We start from the raw sequence: 21365 nt of genomic DNA, 5'->3' as shown, positions 1-21365 counted from the left end.
AGCCGACGCAGGGCGGTCCGACATACCGCCCTGCTTCTTACCGATCCGCGCGGCAGATGCAGCACGCCACCCAACTCGCCAACACGAACGGAGCGGTCAGCGCAGGCAGCCCCAGCCATTGAAAAGCGCGCATGAACAGCAGGCTCAGAATCACGCCCAGGCACAGGAACCCCAGTCGCCCAGGCCGCGCCTGATGTACGGCTTCGGCGACGAGCACGGCGTTGAAACCGTACAGTCCCATCCATACGGCGTTTGCAGGAAAGCCCCCCATCCAGGCCAATCCCGAGGCCACCGCCGAGACCAGCAGCGCTTGAACAGCAACGCGGGGGGCCGCCAGGGCCAGGCCCAGCACACATAACGCCCCCGACCAGGGGTCGTCCAGAAACATGACCTGTCCCACGCCCCTGAACACACCGGCTACCACGGCCATCAACCCCGAAAGCGGCACAGCGGGCAATACCGCATCCGCAGGCGGCCAGCCCGCCAGGGGCATGACGGCCTGCAGCAGCCAGATCATGAGAATGAAGGGAGCCGTATAGGGCGATCCAGGCAGATGGCGGCGCCAGCACTGCGCCAGCCCGGTCGCCAGGCTCGACAGTACGACCACCAGCCCCCAGGCCAGCTCTGTCGGCGGCAAGGCGAGCAGCACGCCAATGCCCACCAGTGCGCCGTTATAACCATGCAGACCGGCATCCGCATCTGCCCCCGCGTTCCGCCATCGACCGAACAGCGTACCCGTCAAAGCGCCCAGCAGGCAGCCTAGCGCCAGCGTTACCGATTGCCAGGCGACTGCCGTCAGCAGACATGCCCCCGTCGCTGCATGGCGCTGCAGGAACACTTGGGCGATGCCTCGCAAGCCTTGGCGGCCTGCAACAAGGGTCCAGGCAAGCGCCTCATTCGCACGAACCTTCACGACATTCACTCCAGAATAGACGACGGGGCTGAAAAATCAGCCATCGTACTCCCGGGAGCGCATCCGGCCATCAGCAGAGGCACATACCCGTCATACGCCGCACAGAGCCGGCGGCGCCATGACGACGGCCCCGACGGCCCGCCTTCCCGGCGTACAATCCAGTGGGTGCGCTTCTGCCTGGATCCTTCATGAAAAACTCGCTCGCGCCCGCTGCGCCCCTGATTCATCCCGAGCCCCCGGCAGCCCAGCCGGGGGTTGCCTTTCCGGTGCTGGGGGCCATCAGCCTGACCCATCTGCTCAACGATATGATGCAGTCGGTGCTGCTGGCCATCTATCCGGTCCTGCAGGGGCGCTTCGACCTCAGTTTTGCGCAGGTCGGCATCATCACCCTGGCCTTCCAGTTTTCTTCTTCGCTGCTGCAGCCGCTGATCGGACGCTTTACCGACCGCCGCCCGATGCCGTATTCCCTGCCGATCGGCATGGGCTTCACCTGCTGCGGCTTGCTGCTGTTGTCGCAGGCCTGGAGCTTCCCCTTGGTGGTGCTGGCCGCCACCTTGGTGGGGGCGGGGTCTTCGGTATTTCATCCCGAATCTTCCCGCGTGGCCCGCATGGCATCAGCCGGGCACCATGGCTTGGCGCAATCGATCTTCCAGGTCGGCGGCAATATCGGTTCTTCCATCGGCCCCTTGCTGGCCGCCTTGCTGATCGTGCCGCACGGCCAAGGCAGCGTGGCCTGGGTGTCCCTGGCCGCCCTGCTGGGCATCTGCATCCTGGTGGGCGTCAGCCGCTGGTACGCCGCCAACCTCACCAGCAGCCGGGGGCGCAGTTCTTTGGGCAAGGTCGACAACGGCTTGTCCCACAAGCAGGTTCGCAACGCGCTGATGATTCTATTGCTGCTGATTTTCAGCAAATATTTTTATCTGGCGGGTTTGAACAGCTATTTCACATTCTTCCTGATGGACCGCTTCAGCCTGGACATCCAGCAGGCGCAGTACTCCCTGTTCGTCTTTCTGGCCGGCGTGGCCACCGGCACCCTGATCGGCGGCCCCGTCGGTGATCGCATCGGCAGAAAGCGCGTCATCTGGGGCTCTATCCTGGGTACTGCGCCCTTTTCCCTGGCGCTGCCCTATGTCGATCTGCAATGGACGCTGATCCTGGTGTTCTGCGCCGGGGTCATGATCGCGTCCGCCTTCCCGGCCATCATCGTCTACGCACAGGAACTCATGCCTGGAAAAACCGGGACGGTGTCCGGCCTGTTCTTCGGCTTGGCCTTCGGCATGGCGGGCATCGGCGCTGCGCTGCTGGGCAAGCTGGCGGACGTCACCAGCATCGCCTTCGTCTACCACCTGTGCGCCTTCCTGCCCTTGCTGGGCGTTGCCGCCTTTTTCCTGCCCGACACGCGGCGCCGTCCTGCATGAGCGCCGCTCCAACCATCGCGCCGGGGCGCTGGCTGATGGCTGCCAGCCTGTTATTGCTGGCGGCCAATCTGCGGCCGCTGTTCCCCAGCACAGCCGTCCTGCTGCCGGATATCAGCCAAGGGCTGGGACTGTCGGCGGCCATGGCCGGCTATCTGACCACGCTGCCGGTCCTGTGCATGGGGATTTTTGCCCCGCTGGCGCCGCGCTGCGCCCAGCGTATCGGGGTAGAACGCACGCTGCTGCTGGTGCTGCTGCTGATCCTGATCGGCACAGCGCTGCGCGGCGTGCTGGACGCCACCGGCCTGTTTCTGGGCACTGCGCTGGGCGGAGCAGGCATTGCACTGGGCAATGTATTGCTGCCCAGCCTGGTCAAGCGGGATTTTTCCGATCGCGCAGCGCTGATGACGGGGCTCTACACCATGAGCCTGGTCGGCGGCGCCGCCCTGGCGGCCGCCACGACCCTGCCCTTGACGCACGCGCTGCAGGGGCAATGGGCCTGGGGTCTGGCCTTCTGGTCCATCCCGGCATTGCTGGCGCTGCTGGCCTGGGCGCCGGTCGCCTGGAAAGCCGGTATACGCCGCACCAGCGGCCCTCATATCCTGCCGGTCAGGGGGCTGCGCCGTGATCGTCTGGCCTGGGCGGTCACGCTGTTCATGGGGCTGCAGTCCGCCCTGGCCTATTGCGTGCTGGGCTGGATGGCGCCCATGCTGCGTGACCGGGGCTTGAGCGGCACCGAGGCCGGCCTGATCACTTCCGTTTCCATTTTGCTGCAAGTGGTTTCCTGCCTGTTGGCGCCCATGCTGGCAGCGCGAGGCCGCGACCAGCGCAGCCTGGCCGTCTGGCTGGCAGCCATTGCCACAGGGGCTCTGATCGGCATGGTGCTGGGTCCTGCCTGGGCGGTCTGGCCGCTGGCCATCATCCAGGGCCTGGGACAGGGCGGCCTGTTTGCGCTGGCCCTGATGCTGATCGTGCTGCGGTCCCGCGATGCGCACGTGGCAGCCCACCTGTCCAGCATGGCGCAGACGACCGGTTATATGCTGGCCGCCAGCGGGCCGCTGTTGATCGGGGTGCTGTTCGCCTGGACCGGCAGCTTTCGCGCAGCGACAGGATTGATCGGCATCCTGGGGCTGGCGACCGCCTTGGCCGGCTGGTATGCCGGGCGCAATGCGCTGGTGCAGGCGCACTCAGTCACGGATGGCGCCGCCGTGCCCGCCTCGCCGCACGCTGCCGGGTAGTTTTCCTGCCAACACAAAACGGCCTGCGATGTCACCATCGCAGGCCGTTTTTATAGGCTGAACTGGACGAAACGGTGTTACAGCCCCACGCGTGAAAATACCAGCGTGGCATTGGTGCCGCCAAAGCCGAAGCTATTGGACAAGGCCGTCTGGATATCGGCCTGAGCCACGGTTTCGCGCAAGATGTTCATGCCTTCCGCGACCGGGTCCAACGTGTCGATATTGGCCGATGCCGCCACGAAACCGTGCTTCATCATCAGCAGGGTATAGACGGCTTCGTTCACGCCGGCTGCCCCCAGGGCATGACCGGACAAGGACTTGGTCGACGCGATCCAGGGCTGGTCTTCGTCGCCGAATACCGCGCGGATGGCTTCCAGTTCTTTGACGTCGCCCACCGGCGTGCTGGTGCCATGGGTGTTGATGTAGTCGACCTTGCCCTGAAAACCCGCCAGCGCCTGGCGCATGCAGCGTTCGGCGCCTTCGCCGGACGGCGCAACCATGTCGTAGCCGTCGGACGTCGCGCCGTAGCCGACGATTTCCGCCAGGATATGGGCGCCCCGGGCCTTGGCGTGTTCGTATTCCTCGACGACGACAATGCCGCCGCCGCCGGAAATCACGAAGCCGTCACGGTCTGCGTCGTAGGTACGGGAAGCGCGTTCAGGGGTGTCGTTATAGCGGGTGGACAAAGCCCCCATGGCGTCGAACATGAAGGACAGGGACCAGTGTTCTTCTTCCGCGCCGCCGGCAAAGACGATGTCTTGTTTGCCCAGCTGGATCTGTTCCACGGCATTGCCGATGCAATGCGCACTGGTGGAGCACGCCGAACTGATGGAATAGTTCACGCCCTTGATCTGGGCGCCGGTCGCCAGGCAAGCGGACACGCCGCTGGCCATGGCCTTGGTGACCATGTAGGGGCCGACGCGGCGCACACCTTTTTCGTGCAGGGTCTGGATGCCATCATTGATGGCGGAATGCGATGCGCCACCCGCGCCGACGATCAGGCCGGTGCGCGGATTGGACACCAGTTCCGGCGTCAGACCGGCGTCCTGGATGGCTTCCTGCATCGCCAGCCAGGCATAGGCATGGCCATCGGCCATGAAGCGGCTGAGCTTGCGGTCGATCTTGTCGAGCGCATCCAGATGCACGGAACCCGCCACATGGGAACGCAGCCCCTGTGCAGCGTATTCGGGTTGATAGGTAATGCCGGAACGGCCTGTACGCAGGCTGTCGAGGACTTCGGACTGATTATTGCCCAGGCTGGATACGATGCCCATGCCGGTGATGACCACGCGACGCATAATCGAGCCTCCTAGAAATTGTCCGTGCGAGTGAAAAGCCCCACCCGCAGATCATGAGCCACGTAGATTTCGTGGCCGTCGACTTCCATGCGCGCGTCGGCAATCCCCATGACGAGCTTGCGCATCATGACGCGTTTCATGTCGATGTGATAGCGCACTTTATGTGCCGTCGGCAAGACCTGACCGGTGAATTTGACTTCGCCCACACCCAGGGCGCGGCCACGTCCCTGGCCGCCGCAGCAACCCAGGAAGAAACCCACCAACTGCCACATGGCGTCCAGTCCCAGACAGCCCGGCATGACCGGATCGCCCTGGAAGTGGCAACCGAAAAACCATAAATCGGGTCGGATGTCGAGTTCGGCGATGATTTCGCCTTTTCCATGCGAACCGCCCTGGTCGTCGATATGCACGATGCGATCACACATCAACATGGGTGGCAGCGGCAATTGAGCATTGCCCGGCCCAAAGAGTTCCCCGCGCCCGCATGCCAGCAATTCGTCGTAGCTGTAGCTGTTTTTTTCCATGATGCCCCGTGTCAAAACCGGTCTGCCAGCGGCTGCGCCCAGCGTCAGGCGCAAGCCTACAAAGTAAGTAAGCCTAGCAGTATAACCCGAGGCCACTGAACACCAAGCTAAGGCTGTCCGGTGGCGTACCAGACCGTTACCGTTCCCCGCACAAACACGGGCGGGCTGCCATTGCCCCAGCGCAGCACCCGGTGCCTGAGCAGCAGCGGCGCTTGGGCGGAACGCCCTTCAAATGCACGCGTATTCAGATGCGAGCCCTGCAAAGGTACGCAGGGCCCTTGTTCGGACCCCCAGCATAGCTCCGTCGCAATCTGCGCGGGGCTGTCGTAGCTGCGCGACGCATAGACACGGGTGATGCGCGCCCCTGCGGGAATGGGCGCATCCGTTTTTCGGGGCTGAAAGACCACGGACACGGCCCGATCCACGGCTTGCAGGCCCTGGCTGACCTGGTCACGGGTCCAGGCCTGATCCGCCGCCGCCACCGCTGCCGGGCCGGACCATGCAGCCGCCAATCCCAGGACCAGCAGCCGGACGAGTATATTGTGCGTCATGTGCATCGCCTATTTATCGCTGGGCCATCCGCAATGGCCGGTTCTGATCGCCGCCAACCGGGATGAATTCCATGCCCGCCCCACGCGGGCGGCCGGCCCCTGGCCCGCCCGCCCCGATGTCATCGCCGGACAGGACCTGAACGCCGGCGGCGCCTGGCTGGGCTGGGCGGCCGGCGGTCGTTTCGCCCTGCTGACCAATTATCGCGAGCCGGGCCTGCCGACGCCGCCGCACGCGCCTTCCAGAGGGGTATTGGTGCGGGACTATCTGCTGGGTTCGGCCTCTGCCGCCGATTATAGTCAGGCGATCGCCCGCCGGGCGGAAGACTGGGCCGGCTTCAACCTGATCACGGGCGATGCACACCAGGCTTGGTATCTGGGCAACCGGGATCCTGCCGGCAGCCCCCGGGCGTTGCCGCCGGGGCGCTACGTGCTGTCCAACCACCTGCTGGACACGCCTTGGCCCAAATCCAGGCGTCTGCGCGAAGCGCTGGACGCCCTGCCTGCTGCCCGCTGGGCGCAGTCGCCCGACGAGGTCTTCGCGCTGCTGCACGACACCACGCAGGCTCGGGCGCAAGACTTGCCCGACACCGGGCTTGCGGCGGCGCGGGAGCAACTGCTCAGCAGTCCTTTCATCATCAGCCCGGACTACGGCACGCGATGTTCCACTCTGATCGCCATCCAGGCTGACGGCGCAACGCTGTTCAGCGAACAGAGCTATGACGCAGCCGGCCAAGCGACCGAACGGCATGATTGGCGCCTGCCGGCGGCCGAACGGGTACGCTGATCACCACAGGCCTGATTCGGCCACATCGCAAACGCTAAAATACCGCTTTACCAACCCCATAGGACACCACTCATGAGCACCGGCCTTGCCAGTCAGATTTCCGACGCCGTCAAATCCGCCATGCGGGCGCACGATAGCGTGCGCCTGGGCACGTTGCGTCTGTTGCAGGCGGCCATGAAACAAAAAATGGTGGACGAGCGTATCGAGCTCGACGACGCCATGATCATCGCCATCATCGAAAAGCAGGCCAAGCAGCGCCGCGAATCGATTGCCGCCTTTGATTCCGCCGGACGCACGGACAGTGCCAACCAGGAACGCGCGGAACTGGACATCCTGAAGGAATTCCTGCCCCAAGGCGCCAGCCCGGAGGAAATCGCCGCCGCGATCGACGCCGCCGTGTCGCAGGTACAAGCCAAGGGCTTGCAGGGGGGCGCCGCCATGGGCGCCATGATGGGGCAGCTGAAAACCGCACTGGCCGGACGCGCCGACATGGCTGCCGTATCGGCTCAGGTCAAGGCTCGCCTGGCAGAGTGATCCCTTGATGCGGGCAGGTGGCGACACACCTGCCCTGTTTCACTGCGCCCTCAGGCCGCTGGCGCCGTTTCGGCGCAAGGCCGCAGCGCAATGCCATCCGTCAGACGCTGCACCAGGTCCGGATTCGACACGAACGCCCGGCCAAACGCGACCGCGTCGCCCTCGCGGGTTCCAACCGCCTGCTGCGCCAACCCCAGGTCGTAGCCTTCGTTCAGGATCAAGGCCCCGCCAAAAGCCTGACGGATCACCGGGGTGAGCGCGTCGGCGCCGGGATATTCGCGCACACAGATGAACGCCAGATGCCGCTTGCCCAGTTCGCTGGCGACATGGCGGTACAAGGACACCGGATCCGCATCCCGCATATCGTGCCGGTCACCCCGAGGCGACAAATGCACCCCAATACGGCCCGCACTCCAGACACCGATGCAAGTATCGATGATCTCCAACAAGAAACGGCTGCGATTGCCCACCGAGCCGCCGTATTCATCCTGACGGCGGTTCGAGCCGTCATGCAAAAACTGATCGATCAGATACCCGTCGCCGGCATGGATTTCCACCCCGTCGAATTCCGCCAGCCGCGCATAGCGGGCCGCCTGATCGAAGTCGGCCACGATGCGCCGGATTTCATCGGGATGCAGGCTGCGCGGCACCACATAGTCGGCAGGATCCATCAGGCTGCAGGTATCGGCTTTCCGGCAAGGGATGGCGCTGGGGGCCACCGGCATCTCGCCCGACAGGAATTCCGGGTCGGATACCCGGCCGGCATGCCACAGGCGCAGAAAAATGCGTCCGCCGCGCTCGTGGACGGCTTCGGTGACGCGGCGCCAGCCTTGGACCTGGGCGGAATTCCAGATGCCGGGCATGTCCGGATAGCCAAGCCCCAGCGGAGACACCGATGCCGCTTCGGTCACGATCAGCCCCGCCGTGGCTCGTTGCGCGTAATACGCTCGCAAGGCATCACTGGGCACGCGCCCCTGGGCGGGCCGGATGCCAGCGGACGGCGCCATGATGACGCGGTTGCGCAACCACACATCGCCCAACAGCAGCGGATCAAGCAAACTTGTCATATCATGCGATCAAAACAGAGAACATCGGAACTGCGACACAGTTTGCTGCAACGCACAATCCAGACATCAAGAATTTACAAAAATCCATCAGGGTTTTTACCAGATTTTTCAGCATCTGACTATTGGAGAGGTCGCCAAGCTCATGGGACAATTCGCCGTCATCGGTCTGGGACGCTTTGGCGCCGCCACCTCATTGGAACTGATGCGCCTGGGCCACTCCGTGCTGGGCGTGGACGCCGACAACCGCGTGGTCGACCAGCATGCGGAACAACTGACGCGCGCAGCCATCGCGGATGTCACCGACCGTAACGCCTTGACCGAACTGGGTTTGGATGAATACGACGTCGTCCTGGTCGCCATCGGTGAAGACCTGCAATCCAGCCTGGTCTGCACGGTGCATCTGAAATCCCTGGGAGTCAAGGAACTATGGGTCAAGGCCTCGTCCCGCGCCCACCACCTGATCCTGACCAAACTGGGCGTCAGCCGGGTCATCCACCCCGAGGAAGAAATGGGGATCCGCATCGCCCAGGTGCTGAGCTACCCCATGGTCAACGACTACATCGCGCTGGGCAATGGCGATTTTGTCGTTGAAATCGAAGCCAGCGAGCAATTGAACGGCCGCACGCTGGGCGATGCCCTGACGACCGAACCCAGAGGGCTGATCCAGGCGCTGCTGATCAAACGCAAGGGCATCGCCACCCCCCACCCGCCGGACCAGTTCGTGCTGTAGGCCAAGGATACCCTGATTCTCTTTGGTCCTCTGCAGCAACTGAAGATGGCTGCCCCGAAACTAAGCTGACGCCGTCCTATGGCCAGACTGACCGTCCATCCCCTGCGTGCTTACCGCCGTGCCCGGCATACCGGGCAGCTGCAGGCCAGCCCGCCCGCCGTCCTGGCCGGCAGTTTTCTGCTGCTGATCCTGCTGGGCACGCTGCTGCTGTCGCTGCCGGCGGCGCAACAACGGCCCATCAGCCTGTTCGAAGCCTTGTTCACCGCAGCCTCCTCGGTGACCGTCACCGGCCTGATGGTGATCGACCCCGCCCGGGACTTGAGTCACCTGGGGCAGGCCGTCGTGCTGGGGCTGGTGCAGATAGGCGGCATCGGTTTCGTCACCTTTGCCATCATCGCCTCGCTGACGCTGGGCAAACGGGTCAGCCTGAAATACCAGGCCCTGGCCCTCGAGGCCTTCAACCAGACCAGTGTCGCGCGCATCCGCCAGACGGCGTTGACGGTCCTGAAGTTTTCCCTGGCCATCGAAGGCGCGGCCATCCTGATCCTGACTCTATGGTGGTGGCGCAACGATACGCTGGAACATGCGTTCCTGATGGCCGGCTTTCATGCCATCTCGGCCTTCAACAACGCGGGCATCACACTGTTTCCCGATAGCCTGGCGGGATTCGCCGGGGACCCGGTCACGACGTTCGTCATCACCGGCTGCATCATTCTGGGCGGCCTGGGTTTCAGCGTCCTGGCGGATATCCACCACAAACGGGCCTGGAATACCCTGGCGTACTACACCCGCCTGATGCTGATCGGCACGCTGGTGCTGAATCTGGCCGCGCTGGCTCTGTTCTGGCTGATTGAATCCCAGAACCCTGCCACGCTGGCGTCCTTGCCCTTGCCCAGCCAGGGGCTGGCCGCCTGGACCCAGGTGGTCGGCGCGCGCACCGCCGGTTTTGCCAGCATGGATGTGGACCAGCTGCGCGACAGTTCCCGCCTGCTGTTGATGGCCCTGATGTTCATCGGCGGCGGATCGCTGTCGACGGCCAGCGGGATCAAGCTGGGCACCTTCATCATCCTGCTGGCGGTCGTGCGCACCTACGTCCTGCAGCGCAAGGAAGTCGTGCTGATGCACCGCACGATCGCGCCGGAAACCATCCACAAGGCCCTGGCCCTGCTGATGGTGTCAGGCCTGCTGGTGTGCGTCGGCATCTTTCTGGTCAGCCTGTTCGAGTCTCAGCCCTTTATCGCCATTGCCATGGAAGTCATGGCGGCCTTCAGCACCACCGGCTTGAGCCCCGACCTGACCCGCACGCTCAGCCTGCCCAGCCAGATATTGCTGATGCTGCTGATGTTCATCGGCCGCCTGGGGCCGCTGACCCTGGTCTACAACCTGGGCACCCAGCGCTACAGCCGCGTCCGCTATCCGGAAGCGTCCATGCAGATTGGCTGAATCCGCCATCGATGTACTACTATTAGCTCTTTCCCGACCCTCAATCTCAAAGGATCCCATCCATGGTGACATCCATTGCACGACAGGCGCTGCTGTGCGCCGCACTGGGCCTCGCGGGCCTGGCCACGGCCGCTTCGGCAGCCACCCTGAAGATCGGCACCGAAGGCGGTTACCCGCCCTGGAGCATGGTCGACGCCCAAGGCAAAGTCACCGGTTTTGACGCTGACGTCGGCGCGGCGCTGTGCCAAAAACTCGACATGAAATGCCGCTTCGTGGTGCAGGCGTTCGACAGCCTGATCCCGGCGCTGGAGGCCGATCGCTTTGATCTGGTGATTTCCGGCATGTCCGTCACCGCCGAGCGCGCCAAGGTCATTTCCTTCAGCATCCCCTACGCTACCGAAGACTCGGCCTTTGTCCTGCCCGACGGCAATCCGCTGCTAAAAGCCGCCGATCAAAAAGCCCTGCTGCAAGGCCTGGCCGGCAAGACCGTGGGTGTGCAAAGCGGCACCACCCAGGGCGCTTTCTTGCAGAAATACGCGCCGGACATGAAGCTCAAGAGCTACGAAACCCAGGATCAGATGCAGATGGACCTGTCGGCCGGCCGCCTGGACGCCACGTTCTCCGAGGTCACGCCGCAAAGCCAGTTCCTGGACACGGCGGGCAAGGGCAAATTCGCCATGGCCGACTACGTCGTCAAGAGCAGCGCAGATCCCGACATCCTGGGCCTGGGCATCGGCGCAGGGATCAACCAGAAAAATACGCAGCTCAAAACCAAGGTCGACAAGGCCCTGTGCGAACTGATCCAAGACGGCACCATCAAGACATCCAGCCAGAAATGGTTTGGTGTCGATCTGTCCAACTACGCCGCCTGCAAGTAAAATCCGACGCTTCAAGCAGCCTTGGCCGTCCTTTGTCTGAACCCCATCAGACAGGCGGCCAGGGTTGCTGTGTCCTGATACCACTCTCCTACCCATCCGGGACGGCATCCCCGGGCTGCTGATTCGATGAACGCTTCCCTGCACGACATCCTGAGCGCTGGCTGGGGCACCCTGCTATTGCGCGGCGCCGGCATGACGGTATTCATCAGTCTGTGCGGCATCACGCTGGGCATGTCCATCGGCATCGCCGGCGCTGCCCTGAAATCGAACGGCGGCTGGCTGGTGCGCGGGCTGATCAGCCTGTATACGCTGCTGGTGCGCAGCGTCCCTGAATTGCTCATCATCTATCTGCTGTTTTTCGGCACGGTGCAGCCGGCGGCCAATCTGGCTGATTGGCTGGAATGGGACGACCTGATGAGCATGGTCTTTCCCATGCTGGTGGGCATTCTGGCCATCGGCCTGATTTCCGGTTCGTACAGCGTCGAAGTCTTTCGCGGCGCCTTCAAGGCCATCAATCCAGGCCAAATCGAAGCCGCCCGATCCATCGGCATGCGCCGGCGCCAGATCCTGCGCCGCATCACGCTGCCGCAACTGTTTTGGTACGCTTTGCCGGGCGCCAACAACGTCTGGCAAAACGCCTTGAAAGATACGGCCCTGATTTCACTGGTCGGTCTGGTGGAACTGATGCGGGCCGCCGTGCTGGGGGCTGCGGCCACCCGGGCGCCGCTGACGCTCTACCTGATGGCCGGCGTCCTGTATTTTCTGATCGGCGCCTGTAGTCAGGCTCTGTTCGTCTGGGCTGAACGCCATTTCGGGCGCGGCATGCAGGGGCCTGCGTGATGTTCGAACTGTTCGAAAAGGCCGTGCCTGTGCTGGTCGAGGGTTTCTGGATCACCCTGCGCATCGGCCTGCTCTCGATCCTGTTCGCGTCGCTGCTGGGGCTGGCGGCGGCCTTGATGCGCACCTCCGATCGTCGCAGCGTCTCGGGGCTATCGTTCATCTACAGCACTGTCTTTCGCGGCACGCCTTTGCTGATCCAGCTGTTCCTGCTGTACTACGGTATCGGCACCCTGGCATTCGTGCGCGATCAGCCGCTGCTGTGGTGGCTGTTTTCCGATGGCGCCCGCTGCGCCATCCTGGCCATCAGCCTGAACAGCGGCGCCTACATGAGCGAAGCCATCCGGGGCGGCCTGCAGTCCGTCCCCTCCGGGCAAATCGACGCAGCGGTGTCCTGCGGTATGAACCGGCTGCAGGTCTTCACACGGATACGCTTTCCCTTGGCGATCCGCCAGGCCTTTCCCGCCTACAGCAATGAACTGGTCCTGGCCATCAAAGGCACCAGCCTGGCCTCCACCATCGCCGTCATGGAACTGACGGGCTTTGCCCGGCGCCTGATGAGTCAAAGCTACCTGATTGTTGAAACCTTCATCATCGCGGGCCTGCTGTATCTGGCGATCAACATCACTTTGCTGGGCTGCGCGTGGCTGGTCGAGCGTAGCCTGGGCATCCGGACAGAGCGCTGAATATGGGTTTCCTGTCTCTGGAATTTGCAGGGGCCTTTGTACTGTTCCTGGTCCCCTACTGGGCCTGCCGGCGGTCCCCAGGCGTGCAGAACCTGCTGGCGCTGGCTGCCGGGTATTTTTTCCTGGCCAATCTGCACCCCTGGTTCGCTCTGATCCTGGGACTCTACACCGCGGGCGTGCAGGCCTGCGCCTGGCTGATCCAGGTAAAACCAAGCCGCATCAGCCTGGCTGTATCCCTGTCGCTGGCCGTTCTGAACCTGGCGATCTTCAAGTATTTTGACTTTTTTCGCGACGCCATCAATGCGGCGCTGACGGCCTGGGGGCTATCCGCCTGGATTCCCGCCATCCAGATCATGGCGCCGCTGGGGATTTCCTTTTACACCTTTCACTCAGTCAGCTATCTGGTCTCTGTCTGGCGCAAAGAAATCCCCCTCGTGCCTTTGGCTGATCTGGCCTTGTTCCTGGGATTTTTCCCCAGCGTGGTGGCGGGCCCCATCAACCGGGCGCGGGACTTTCTGCCGCAGATCCAGACCGTCGAACCCCGCAGCCTGTCACAGTACCCCAAGGCCCTGCTGCTGATCGTGCTGGCGATTCTGAAAGTGGTGTGGCTGAGCGCCTGGCTGGCCAATACCTGGGCCGATCCGGTCTTTGCCAATCCGCAGCAATACCACGCCCTGGACGCACTGCTGGGCCTGCTGGCCTACACCTGGCAGCTCTACCTGAATTTTTCCGGTTATACCGATCTGGTCACGGGGCTTGCGCTACTGCTGGGTTTCCAGCTGCCGCCCAATTTTCGCGCCCCCTACCTGGCGACCAATCTGCGCCATTTCTGGTCACGCTGGCATATCAGCCTGTCGACCTGGATCCGCGACTATCTGTACATCCCCCTTGGCGGCTCCCGCCAGGGCTTTACACGCACTCAGATCAACCTGATGATTGCCCTGGTGCTCTCGGGTCTGTGGCACGGCGCCAGCGGCAATTTCCTGATCTGGGGAGCCGTTCACGGGGCGGGCATGGTGCTCTTGAATCTAGGCGACCGTCTGTGGGGACGTGACCGGGTGGCCGCCCGCCTGCCTATCCTAGCCAATACGGCGACCTTCCTGTTCGTGGCCCTGGCCTGGATTTTCTTTCGCAGCCCGTCGCTGGACCAAAGCCTGCTTTTTCTGCAGACACTGGTCACGCATTTCGATCAAGCGCTACAGTTCAACTCACCGCTGTATCTGCTGCTGATGTGGCTGGCGCTACGCAGCTACCCGCTGATCGCGCGGGCCTGCGACGGACTGCTGCACCATATCGCCCGCCTGCCCTGGGGCCTGCAGCCCTTGCTGCTGGCGCCCTTGGCCTGGGCAGGCCTGTTTTTATCCCCTGCCGGGATTCCGGGATTCATCTATGCCGGTTTCTGACACCCTCGACAGCACCTTGCCCCTGAGCGCTGCCGGGCCTGAGGCATCCGGGCCAGCCCCCGATCCCGAACTGCAGCAGCCGCACGTGCTGCTGCTGGGGCGGACCCTGTACGTTCTGCTGTTGTGCGCCCTGCCGCTGGCCTGGCTGATGCAGGACTCCATCCGCCTGTACTGGCAACAGACCTATCACAGCCCGATGACGGCAAGCAAGGCCGCCGATACGGAAACAGGCGGCATGCAGGCGGCCTTGCTGAAAGCATGGCGCGCAGGCGGCAGCTGGCAGACATCCTGGGATGCCTGGCGCACATCCCGCACTCAGGACCTGTCCCGCTTCGACGACAAGGTCGTGACGACCATCAATCAGATCTGGATCGATCTGCCCGCCTCCCGTCCCGGCGATTCATCGTCTGACACCCCTTCTGCAACCACGCCAGAGACGGACCCGAATCTGCCGCGCCTGAACGCTGCGGGCCAGGTCGTCCTGAAGCCGGGGGATCAGGTCTTTTTCGTCGGGGATTCCATGATGCAGGGCGTGGCGCCCCACGTGCGCCGCGCCTTGTTCAAGGGACACGGCATCGAGGGGATCGACCTGAGCAAGCAAAGCACCGGTCTGGCGTACCAGGGTTTTTTCAACTGGCCTGCGGCTGCCGAGAAAGCCTTTGAACAGCATCCGCATATCGCCCTGATGGTGGTGTTCCTGGGGCCGAACGATCCCTGGGATTTTCCGCTTAAAAAGGGCGATCCCTATCTGCGCTTTCGGTCGCCGGAATGGGAAACCGTCTACCGGGAACGCATCCGCCGCCTGATGCACGCTGCCGCCACGCATCACGCACGCGTGCTATGGGTCGGTGCGCCGCCGATGAAAAGGGAACGGCTCGATCAAGGCATGCAGTATCTGAACACGCTGTACCAATCCGAGGTCGAAGCCGGCGGCGGGCAATTCATTGCCGGACACCGGGCGCTGGGCTATCCCGACCCCGCCTTCTCCTTTTACAGCCGGATCGAAGACAAAAAAATCCGGGTCAGGATTGACGACGGCGTGCATTTCACGATCACCGGGCAACGCCTGATCGCCCGCGCCATCCTGGACCGCATCGACGCATCAGCGGTCACACTCCCAGAACCGCCTGCGAATACATCACCGGCCCGCCCAGTATCCGCCCAGGCGCATTGACAGGACTATGACACGCATCCAGATGAAAAACCGCCTACGCTTTCTGCTGTCGCCCCTGCTGGCTGTCCTGGTGCTGACGACCGCCAGCTGCCAGGTCCGCCCGCCCGACCTGACGCCTGCCGCATCCGGCCCCGCCAGTACGCCGGTTGACCAAGCAGCCATCCGGCCGCCCGGCCTGCAGGATTTCGGCGATCCCAATGCTGCCCGGCTGATTGATCGCTACCGCCTGCTGGCCGCCGCCCATCACGCGGCCCATGGCGCCCGCACGACGCCCTCGGTCCTGACCATCGTCCAGCTGGGCGACTCGCACACCGCCTCGGACACCCTGACTTCGGGTCTGCGCACGCAACTGCAGGCGGACCTGGGCGATGCCGGCATCGGCTGGATCACCCCCATGAACGTGCGCGGCATGAGCCATTTCCGGATCAGGATGCGATCCCGCCATTGGCGCCTGAGCAGCAGCCGCAGCGACAACAACCCCAGCTTTCCCCTGGGGGGCTACATCGCTACACCGGACAGGCCAGGCGCCACCCTCCGCGTCGAATCCCGGCAGGATGACACCACCCCTTACCTGGCCAGCTTCCTGATCCAGACCGGTGTTGCCGCCGGCGCCCTGACGGTTGACAGCGCCAGCGGTCGCCGCACACTGGCGGCGTCCAGCGGGCCCAAACATCCCCCCGGCAGTTGGCAGACGGTGCAGGCGCCCGTGCGCCTGCCATTCACGATCACCGCCCGGCACACCCAGGCCGTGGCGCTGGGCGGTATCCAGTTGACCCGCCAACAGGCGCAGGGCGCCCTGGTGTCCCCCATCGGCACCAATGGCGCCCGCCAGACGATCTGGGACCGCTGGTCGCCCGACTGGCTATCCCAGCTGGCCGCCACACGGGCCGACCTGATCATCCTGGCCTACGGCACCAACGAATCCTTTGACGACACACTGGACCCCCAGGCCATGCAAAGCAGCCTGATCCAGGGCATCCGGTCGATACGCCAGGCGCTGCCCCAGGCAGCCGTGCTCTTGATCGGCGCCCCCGATGCGCTGGTCGCATCCAGCGATGCGACCCTGTCCTGCGCCGCGCGGCGCCCTGCGGGACATGAAGCCGTCAAACGCATCCAACAAGCAGTCGCCCAGGCGGAACACACCCTGTACTGGGATTGGCAAGACGCCATGGGCGCGGACGCCTGCCCGATGCTGGCATGGCAGGCGCGCGATTGGGTGGGCCGCGATCTGGTGCACTTCACCCTGGCGGGGTATCAGGAAAGCGCCCGGCGCCTCTACCGGGACCTAAGCCGGTTCCTGCGCCGCAGCACGATCGCCCCCTGATCCGCAGCCGTTACCCTTCCATACAGCCGCTCTCCCCCGGATGCCGGACAATATCCGCGCCGCCCGACCTCGCTGCGCAGGCAAACGCTTGCGCCACTTCGCCCGAGCCTTGTTCAGGAGTCTCTCCCCATGCGCATGCCGTCCCCGATCCATTCCCTGATCTATTGTCCGGTACTGTTGGCCGCCTGGCTGCTGCCCCCGCCCGCGCTGGCTGGCGGCGCCGCGCACGTGCGGGCAGGCGGCGAGGCCACGCAACTCGCCTGGCAGACCAAGGGGGCGGTGCGCCTGAGCCAAGCCTCGAAACCGGACTATCTGCTGGTGCGCGACGGCAAAGCCTATTCCGTCTCTGTCCGGGGCAACACGCCTGTCGTCATGGAGGTCGGCGGCCTGCTGCAGGGCCTGGGTGCATTGGCCCAATCGCGCCCCAACCAGTATCTGCCGGACCGGGTCGATCAGGTCAAGGATATGCGCAAGACCGAAACCGTCGCCGGCATCCTCGGGCATGTCTATCAGCTGACCGTAACCGACACCCAGGGCAAGACGCATCCCACCGATGCGGTCCTGACCGACGACCCCCGCGTCGTGGACATGACGACCAGCTATCTGGACAGTATGCGGCTGCTGCTTGGCCAAGCCAAGACACAACAACTGACCGGGTCCTTGCCCGCCAGGCGGCGCGGTATCCTGCGCCTGGGCAATGATTTCGTTCTGACGTCCATTTCCGGACAGGAACCCGCTGCGGATCAGTTCGTCCTGCCGGCCCAGCCCGTCAGCTTGCAGAACCTGCTGCAAGGATTGCAGGGCTTGCAAAAGCAGTAGACTGCTGCATGCCCAATCCGTCCTGCCCCGCCATCCGCCGCATCCCCGCCTTCACCACTATTTCCCTGGCGCTGCTGATGATGTCGGTGGATTCCACCATCGTGGCGACGGTGCTGCATGAGCTGCAACAGGGCCTGGATACCTCGATCAACTGGGCAGGCTGGACCATCACCGCCTTCGCCTTTGGTTTCGTCCTGATGCTGCCAGTCAGCGGCAAACTGAGCGAACGCATCGGCCGACGGCGCGTGTTTATGGCATCGGTTGCCGTCTTTACCCTGGCTTCCCTGCTGTGCGGGCTGACCGACAGCATCGGCATGCTGATCGTGCTGCGCGCCCTGCAGGCGGCGGGCGGCGCCGGCATCACGCCATCGGCGACCGGCATCGTGGTGGACTATTTCGGCGACAGCCGGGATCGGGCCGTCAGCCTGTTCGGCAGCATTTTCCCTATCGGCGCCATGATTGGCCCGATCTTCGGCGGCCTGTTCGTCACCTATTGGAACTGGCGCGGCGTCTTTTTCGTCAACGTCCCCATCGGTCTGCTCATCCTGTGGATGGCGCTGCGCTACATCCCGCCCGATCCGCCTAAAGCACGCAAGCCCGGGCCCGGCATGGATTACGTCGGCCTGGGATGCCTGGGCGTCTGCCTGCTGGCGGGCATGCTGGCCGCCAGTTTCCTGGGGGAAAAGGACTTGCCTTATACCTCGCCCCGGATCGTAGTGTCCGCCGCCATCGCCCTGGCAGCCGGCGGACTGTTCTTCCATCACATCCACCGCAGCAGCCACCCGTTCATCGCCCCGCGCCTGATCCATGGCCCGGGTTTCGGTATCGTCAATCTGATCAACACCCTGTTCGGCGGCGTCACGATCGGCGCCGTCGCCCTGATTCCCCTGTATGCGACCAATCGCTATGGCCTGGGGGCGCTCGGTTCCGGCAGCCTGCTGATTTCCCAGGGCATGGCCGCCATCCTGTTGTCGCTGGCCTGCACGCTGGCCATCCGGCGTACCGGCTACCGCCCCCCGCTCTATGTCGGCGGTGTGTTGATCGCGCTGGGCATGACGCTGCTGGCCCTGCCGCCGGCCTTTGGCCTGACGCCTTTCACCTGGCTGCTGGCATCGGCCTTCCTGCTGGGCATGGGCACCGGCACGGTCAATCCGGCCAGCCGCAATGCGGGTCTGCAACTGGCCCCCCAATCAGCGTCTACTCTGGCGGCCCTGCGCACGCTGGCGATCCAGGTTGGCACCATCACATTCATTTCCATCGTCACCATGGTGCTGTCCACCGCCGCCGATCCAGGGACCAGTCAGGCCTGGATCTATGGCGCCTGGGGCCTGCTGGTGCTGGCATCCTTGCCGCTGATCGCCTACGTCCCCGAACACCGGGGCGCCTGGTAAACCCCGGCGCCAGACCTCGCCGCCGACAGGCATACTGCCCGGTTCACAGCGCCGCAATGGCATGATGATCCCCCTCTACAAGGAGTTTTCATGAATATCAACGGCGCGTGTCTAGGCGCAGGCCTGGTGTTGGCCCTGGGCGCATTATCGGCATCAGCCGGCCCTGTTTCCGACGACGTCATCCGCATCGGATTCATCACGGATATGTCCGGCGTGTACGCCGACGGCGACGGCCCCGGCGGCGCGCATGCCATCCGCATGGCCATCGCCGATGCGGGCGGCGCCATCGACGGCAGAAAAATCGAACTGCTGGTCGCCGACAGCCGCAACAAGGCCGACGTATCGTCCGCCCTGGCCCGGGACTGGTTCGACAACCAGCAACTGGACTTGCTGATCGGTGGCACCAATTCCGCTGCCAGCCTGGCCATGTCCGCCGTGGCGGCGGAAAAGAAAAAACCGTTTATTACCTCGGGCGCGGGGGCATCGGCCTTTACCAACGCCCAATGCACCCCCTACACCATCCAATACACCTACTCGACCCGCGGCCTGGCCCGGGGTACGGGGTCCGCCATCGTGCAGCAAGGCGGCACATCGTGGTTCTTTCTGACCACGGACTACACCTTTGGCCACGAACTGGAACGCGATACCAGCGCCGTGGTACAGGCCGCAGGCGGCCAGGTGCTGGGTTCGGTGCGCACGCCGCTGGGCGCGGCGGATTTTTCGTCCTTCCTGCTGCAGGCGCAGCAGTCGGGCGCCGACGTGCTGGCGCTGGCCAACGCCACCGCCGATTTCGTCAATTCCCTGAAGACAGCGGTGGAATTCGGCCTGACCCGCACCATGAGGCCTGTCGGCCTGACGGCGACGCTGCTGGACATCCACGCCCTGGGCCTGGAAGTCACCCAAGGCATGTATTTCACCGTCCCCTGGTACTGGAACAAGAACCCTGCCTCTGAAGCCTGGTCGCGGCGTTATTTTGAGACGATCGGACGCATGCCCACCTATGGCCAGGCCGGTGATTATTCGGCCGCCACCGCCTACCTGAACGCCGTGCGCCAGAGCGGCACGGACAACGCCGACACCATCATGGCCTGGTTGAAATCCCATCCGGTCCAGGATTTTTTCGTCGATCATGGCGTCATCCGCGCCGATGGCCGCATGATGAACGACCTGACCCTGCTGCAGGTCAAAACCCCGGCTGACAGCACCGGTCCCTGGGATCTGCACAAGGTCGTGGCCACCATCCCGGCCGAAACCGCCTATGGCCCCTTGAGCGAGTCCACCTGCCCTTACCTGAAAACCCGCTCCGCTTCCTGAGCCATCCCGCGCTAGACTGCTGCATCAATCTTTTTTTTTTGCGAGACGCCATGCAACGCTATGTGACGCAGATTTCCGGTGACCGTATCCAGGTGACGTCGCAGGATACCCCCGTGCCGTTCGCCGGCCCGCAGCAGCTGTTGGTGCGGGTCCAGGCCGCAGGCCTGAATCGGGGGGAAATCCTGGCGCTGCGCCAATCGCCTGCCGACACGCCCGCCAGCCTGGGCATCGAAGCCGCCGGCGAGATCGTCGCGGTCGGCGCAGGCAGCGGCGTCTTTCAAGCCGGCCAGCGCATCATGGGGCGCTGCAAGAACGCCTTCGCCGACTATGCGCTGCTGGACGCCCGCGACGCCATGCCGATACCCGACGCCCTGTCCTGGGAGCAAGCGGCAGCCATCCCCATCACCACCATGGTGGTCTATGACATGCTGGTCGTCCAGGGTCGCCTGACAGCGGACGAATGGCTCTTGATCGCCGGCATTTCATCCGGTGTGGGGGTTGCCGCCCTGCAACTGGCCAAGATGCTGGGCGCCCGGGTGATCGGCACGTCGGGATCACCGGACAAGCTGGCGGCCCTGGCCGATCACGGCCTGGATCTGGGCATCCCCACACGCTCGCCTGATTTTCACGCCGCCGTGATGAATGCCACCGGCGACCGGGGCGCCGATCTGGCCGTCAACGTCGTTGGCGGCTCGGTCCTGGCGGAATGCGTGCATTCCCTGGCATTTCAGGGGCGCCTGGCCATTGTCGGCCACGTCGACGGCGTACGCAGCGGCCCGCTGGACCTGGGGGCGCTGCACGGTCAGCGGCTGCAGCTGTTCGGCGTATCCAGCAAGGGTTTGAACGCCGCCCAGCGCCAGCGTATCGTCCAAGGCGTCGTCAACGAAGTCCTGCCCGCCATCGCCGGCGGACGCATGTCGCCGCTGATCGACCAGGTATTTCCGTTCGATCAGCTGGAAGCGGCCATCGCACGCATGGAATCGAACGCCCAATTGGGCAAGATCGTGGTCACCCACCATCCAGCCGGCTAAGCCAGCGGCAA

General features: G+C 64.2%; 21 protein-coding genes. 16 read left to right on the top strand and 5 right to left on the bottom strand.

All coding sequences use genetic code 11. The features are described from left to right. Nucleotides 1-37 precede the first annotated feature (37 nt). Nucleotides 38-913 carry an urea transporter gene (locus tag VDP79_RS06645; protein WP_323017426.1) on the bottom strand — a complete coding sequence of 292 codons (876 nt, stop codon included), beginning with the start codon at nt 911-913 and terminating at the stop codon, nt 38-40. A 188-nt stretch (nt 914-1101) separates the two neighbouring features. Here VDP79_RS06645 and VDP79_RS06640 point away from each other — a divergent pair, with 188 nt between their 5' ends. Continuing rightward, a complete protein-coding gene (locus tag VDP79_RS06640; protein WP_323017425.1) occupies nt 1102-2331 on the top strand; it encodes an MFS transporter in 1230 nt (409 codons plus the stop codon). Then, nucleotides 2328-3566 (top strand): MFS transporter, encoded by a 1239-nt coding sequence (locus tag VDP79_RS06635; protein ID WP_323017424.1) that lies wholly within the window; start codon nt 2328-2330, stop codon nt 3564-3566. Before VDP79_RS06640 ends, VDP79_RS06635 begins: the two co-directional genes overlap by 4 nt. Before the next feature lie 77 nt (nt 3567-3643). Here the strand turns inward: VDP79_RS06635 and fabB are convergent, their stop codons facing one another. From fabB to VDP79_RS06620, 3 genes are all read right to left on the bottom strand, one after another. Beyond that, nucleotides 3644-4864: a beta-ketoacyl-ACP synthase I gene (gene fabB / locus VDP79_RS06630; RefSeq protein WP_323017423.1), complete on the bottom strand. Its 1221-nt coding sequence runs from the start codon at nt 4862-4864 to the stop codon at nt 3644-3646. 11 nt (nt 4865-4875) lie between these two features. Further along, the gene (gene fabA / locus VDP79_RS06625) at nt 4876-5388 is read right to left on the bottom strand and encodes a 3-hydroxyacyl-[acyl-carrier-protein] dehydratase FabA (protein ID WP_323017422.1); all 513 of its coding nucleotides are present in this window, start codon (nt 5386-5388) and stop codon (nt 4876-4878) included. 107 nt (nt 5389-5495) lie between these two features. Beyond that, on the bottom strand, nt 5496-5939 hold the full coding sequence (locus VDP79_RS06620; protein WP_323017421.1) for a hypothetical protein: 444 nt from the start codon (nt 5937-5939) through the stop codon (nt 5496-5498). Here VDP79_RS06620 and VDP79_RS06615 point away from each other — a divergent pair. Both VDP79_RS06615 and VDP79_RS06610 read left to right on the top strand, forming a co-directional pair. Then, nucleotides 5938-6723, top strand: a complete 786-nt coding sequence (locus VDP79_RS06615; RefSeq protein WP_323017420.1) for an NRDE family protein — start codon at nt 5938-5940, stop codon at nt 6721-6723. The genes VDP79_RS06620 and VDP79_RS06615 overlap by 2 nt on opposite strands. A 72-nt stretch (nt 6724-6795) precedes the next feature. Beyond that, complete coding sequence (locus tag VDP79_RS06610; RefSeq protein ID WP_323017419.1) at nt 6796-7257, top strand: GatB/YqeY domain-containing protein; 462 nt, start codon at nt 6796-6798, stop codon at nt 7255-7257. Between the two features lie 50 nt (nt 7258-7307). Here VDP79_RS06610 and VDP79_RS06605 read toward each other — a convergent pair whose 3' ends face one another. Further along, a complete protein-coding gene (locus tag VDP79_RS06605) occupies nt 7308-8324 on the bottom strand; it encodes an alkene reductase (RefSeq protein WP_323017418.1) in 1017 nt (338 codons plus the stop codon). 142 nt (nt 8325-8466) lie between these two features. Between VDP79_RS06605 and VDP79_RS06600 the strand changes: the two genes are divergently transcribed. From VDP79_RS06600 to VDP79_RS06545, 12 genes are all read left to right on the top strand, one after another. After that, complete coding sequence (locus tag VDP79_RS06600; RefSeq protein ID WP_323017417.1) at nt 8467-9054, top strand: TrkA family potassium uptake protein; 588 nt, start codon at nt 8467-8469, stop codon at nt 9052-9054. Between the two features lie 78 nt (nt 9055-9132). Beyond that, nucleotides 9133-10497: a TrkH family potassium uptake protein gene (locus VDP79_RS06595; RefSeq protein ID WP_323017416.1), complete on the top strand. Its 1365-nt coding sequence runs from the start codon at nt 9133-9135 to the stop codon at nt 10495-10497. A 62-nt stretch (nt 10498-10559) separates the two neighbouring features. Further along, on the top strand, nt 10560-11375 hold the full coding sequence (locus tag VDP79_RS06590; RefSeq protein ID WP_323017415.1) for a transporter substrate-binding domain-containing protein: 816 nt from the start codon (nt 10560-10562) through the stop codon (nt 11373-11375). 126 nt (nt 11376-11501) lie between these two features. Next, complete coding sequence (locus VDP79_RS06585) at nt 11502-12215, top strand: ABC transporter permease subunit (RefSeq protein ID WP_323017414.1); 714 nt, start codon at nt 11502-11504, stop codon at nt 12213-12215. Beyond that, nucleotides 12215-12898, top strand: a complete 684-nt coding sequence (locus VDP79_RS06580) for an ABC transporter permease subunit (RefSeq protein WP_323017413.1) — start codon at nt 12215-12217, stop codon at nt 12896-12898. Before VDP79_RS06585 ends, VDP79_RS06580 begins: the two co-directional genes overlap by 1 nt. 2 nt (nt 12899-12900) lie before the next feature. Next, complete coding sequence (locus tag VDP79_RS06575; RefSeq protein WP_323017412.1) at nt 12901-14301, top strand: MBOAT family O-acyltransferase; 1401 nt, start codon at nt 12901-12903, stop codon at nt 14299-14301. Further along, nucleotides 14288-15475, top strand: a complete 1188-nt coding sequence (locus VDP79_RS06570) for an SGNH family hydrolase (protein WP_323017411.1) — start codon at nt 14288-14290, stop codon at nt 15473-15475. The genes VDP79_RS06575 and VDP79_RS06570 overlap by 14 nt, the downstream gene beginning before the upstream one ends. 7 nt (nt 15476-15482) lie before the next feature. Next, entirely contained in the window at nt 15483-16799 is a 1317-nt protein-coding gene (locus VDP79_RS06565) for a GDSL-type esterase/lipase family protein (RefSeq protein WP_323017410.1), read from the top strand. A 129-nt stretch (nt 16800-16928) separates the two neighbouring features. Continuing rightward, a complete protein-coding gene (locus VDP79_RS06560) occupies nt 16929-17618 on the top strand; it encodes a hypothetical protein (RefSeq protein ID WP_323017409.1) in 690 nt (229 codons plus the stop codon). An 8-nt stretch (nt 17619-17626) separates the two neighbouring features. Further along, the gene (locus tag VDP79_RS06555) at nt 17627-19009 is read left to right on the top strand and encodes an MFS transporter (RefSeq protein WP_323017408.1); all 1383 of its coding nucleotides are present in this window, start codon (nt 17627-17629) and stop codon (nt 19007-19009) included. Between the two features lie 90 nt (nt 19010-19099). Further along, nucleotides 19100-20323 carry an ABC transporter substrate-binding protein gene (locus VDP79_RS06550; protein WP_323017407.1) on the top strand — a complete coding sequence of 408 codons (1224 nt, stop codon included), beginning with the start codon at nt 19100-19102 and terminating at the stop codon, nt 20321-20323. Nucleotides 20324-20373: 50 nt separating this feature from the next. Further along, on the top strand, nt 20374-21354 hold the full coding sequence (locus tag VDP79_RS06545; protein WP_323017406.1) for a quinone oxidoreductase family protein: 981 nt from the start codon (nt 20374-20376) through the stop codon (nt 21352-21354). The last annotated feature ends 11 nt before the right edge of the window (nt 21355-21365 follow it).

Source organism: Castellaniella sp., from assembly GCF_034675905.1.
Taxonomy (GTDB): Bacteria; Pseudomonadota; Gammaproteobacteria; order Burkholderiales; family Burkholderiaceae_B; genus Castellaniella.
The sequence above is the reverse complement of the archived record's forward strand: the minus strand, read 5'-3'. Positions and strand labels throughout refer to the sequence as shown.

Bases quoted from the DNA above. Each gene is read 5' to 3' on its own strand.
- VDP79_RS06640 (WP_323017425.1), top strand. From the start codon at position 1,102: ATGAAAAACTCGCTCGCGCCCGCTGCGCCCCTGATTCATCCCGAGCCC.
- VDP79_RS06635 (WP_323017424.1), top strand. From the start codon at position 2,328: ATGAGCGCCGCTCCAACCATCGCGCCGGGGCGCTGGCTGATGGCTGCC.
- fabB (WP_323017423.1), bottom strand. From the start codon at position 4,864: ATGCGTCGCGTGGTCATCACCGGCATGGGCATCGTATCCAGCCTGGGC.
- fabA (WP_323017422.1), bottom strand. From the start codon at position 5,388: ATGGAAAAAAACAGCTACAGCTACGACGAATTGCTGGCATGCGGGCGC.
- VDP79_RS06615 (WP_323017420.1), top strand. From the start codon at position 5,938: ATGTGCATCGCCTATTTATCGCTGGGCCATCCGCAATGGCCGGTTCTG.
- VDP79_RS06620 (WP_323017421.1), bottom strand. From the start codon at position 5,939: ATGACGCACAATATACTCGTCCGGCTGCTGGTCCTGGGATTGGCGGCT.
- VDP79_RS06610 (WP_323017419.1), top strand. From the start codon at position 6,796: ATGAGCACCGGCCTTGCCAGTCAGATTTCCGACGCCGTCAAATCCGCC.
- VDP79_RS06605 (WP_323017418.1), bottom strand. From the start codon at position 8,324: ATGACAAGTTTGCTTGATCCGCTGCTGTTGGGCGATGTGTGGTTGCGC.
- VDP79_RS06600 (WP_323017417.1), top strand. From the start codon at position 8,467: ATGGGACAATTCGCCGTCATCGGTCTGGGACGCTTTGGCGCCGCCACC.
- VDP79_RS06595 (WP_323017416.1), top strand. From the start codon at position 9,133: ATGGCCAGACTGACCGTCCATCCCCTGCGTGCTTACCGCCGTGCCCGG.
- VDP79_RS06590 (WP_323017415.1), top strand. From the start codon at position 10,560: ATGGTGACATCCATTGCACGACAGGCGCTGCTGTGCGCCGCACTGGGC.
- VDP79_RS06585 (WP_323017414.1), top strand. From the start codon at position 11,502: ATGAACGCTTCCCTGCACGACATCCTGAGCGCTGGCTGGGGCACCCTG.
- VDP79_RS06580 (WP_323017413.1), top strand. From the start codon at position 12,215: ATGTTCGAACTGTTCGAAAAGGCCGTGCCTGTGCTGGTCGAGGGTTTC.
- VDP79_RS06575 (WP_323017412.1), top strand. From the start codon at position 12,901: ATGGGTTTCCTGTCTCTGGAATTTGCAGGGGCCTTTGTACTGTTCCTG.
- VDP79_RS06570 (WP_323017411.1), top strand. From the start codon at position 14,288: ATGCCGGTTTCTGACACCCTCGACAGCACCTTGCCCCTGAGCGCTGCC.
- VDP79_RS06565 (WP_323017410.1), top strand. From the start codon at position 15,483: ATGACACGCATCCAGATGAAAAACCGCCTACGCTTTCTGCTGTCGCCC.
- VDP79_RS06560 (WP_323017409.1), top strand. From the start codon at position 16,929: ATGCGCATGCCGTCCCCGATCCATTCCCTGATCTATTGTCCGGTACTG.
- VDP79_RS06555 (WP_323017408.1), top strand. From the start codon at position 17,627: ATGCCCAATCCGTCCTGCCCCGCCATCCGCCGCATCCCCGCCTTCACC.
- VDP79_RS06550 (WP_323017407.1), top strand. From the start codon at position 19,100: ATGAATATCAACGGCGCGTGTCTAGGCGCAGGCCTGGTGTTGGCCCTG.
- VDP79_RS06545 (WP_323017406.1), top strand. From the start codon at position 20,374: ATGCAACGCTATGTGACGCAGATTTCCGGTGACCGTATCCAGGTGACG.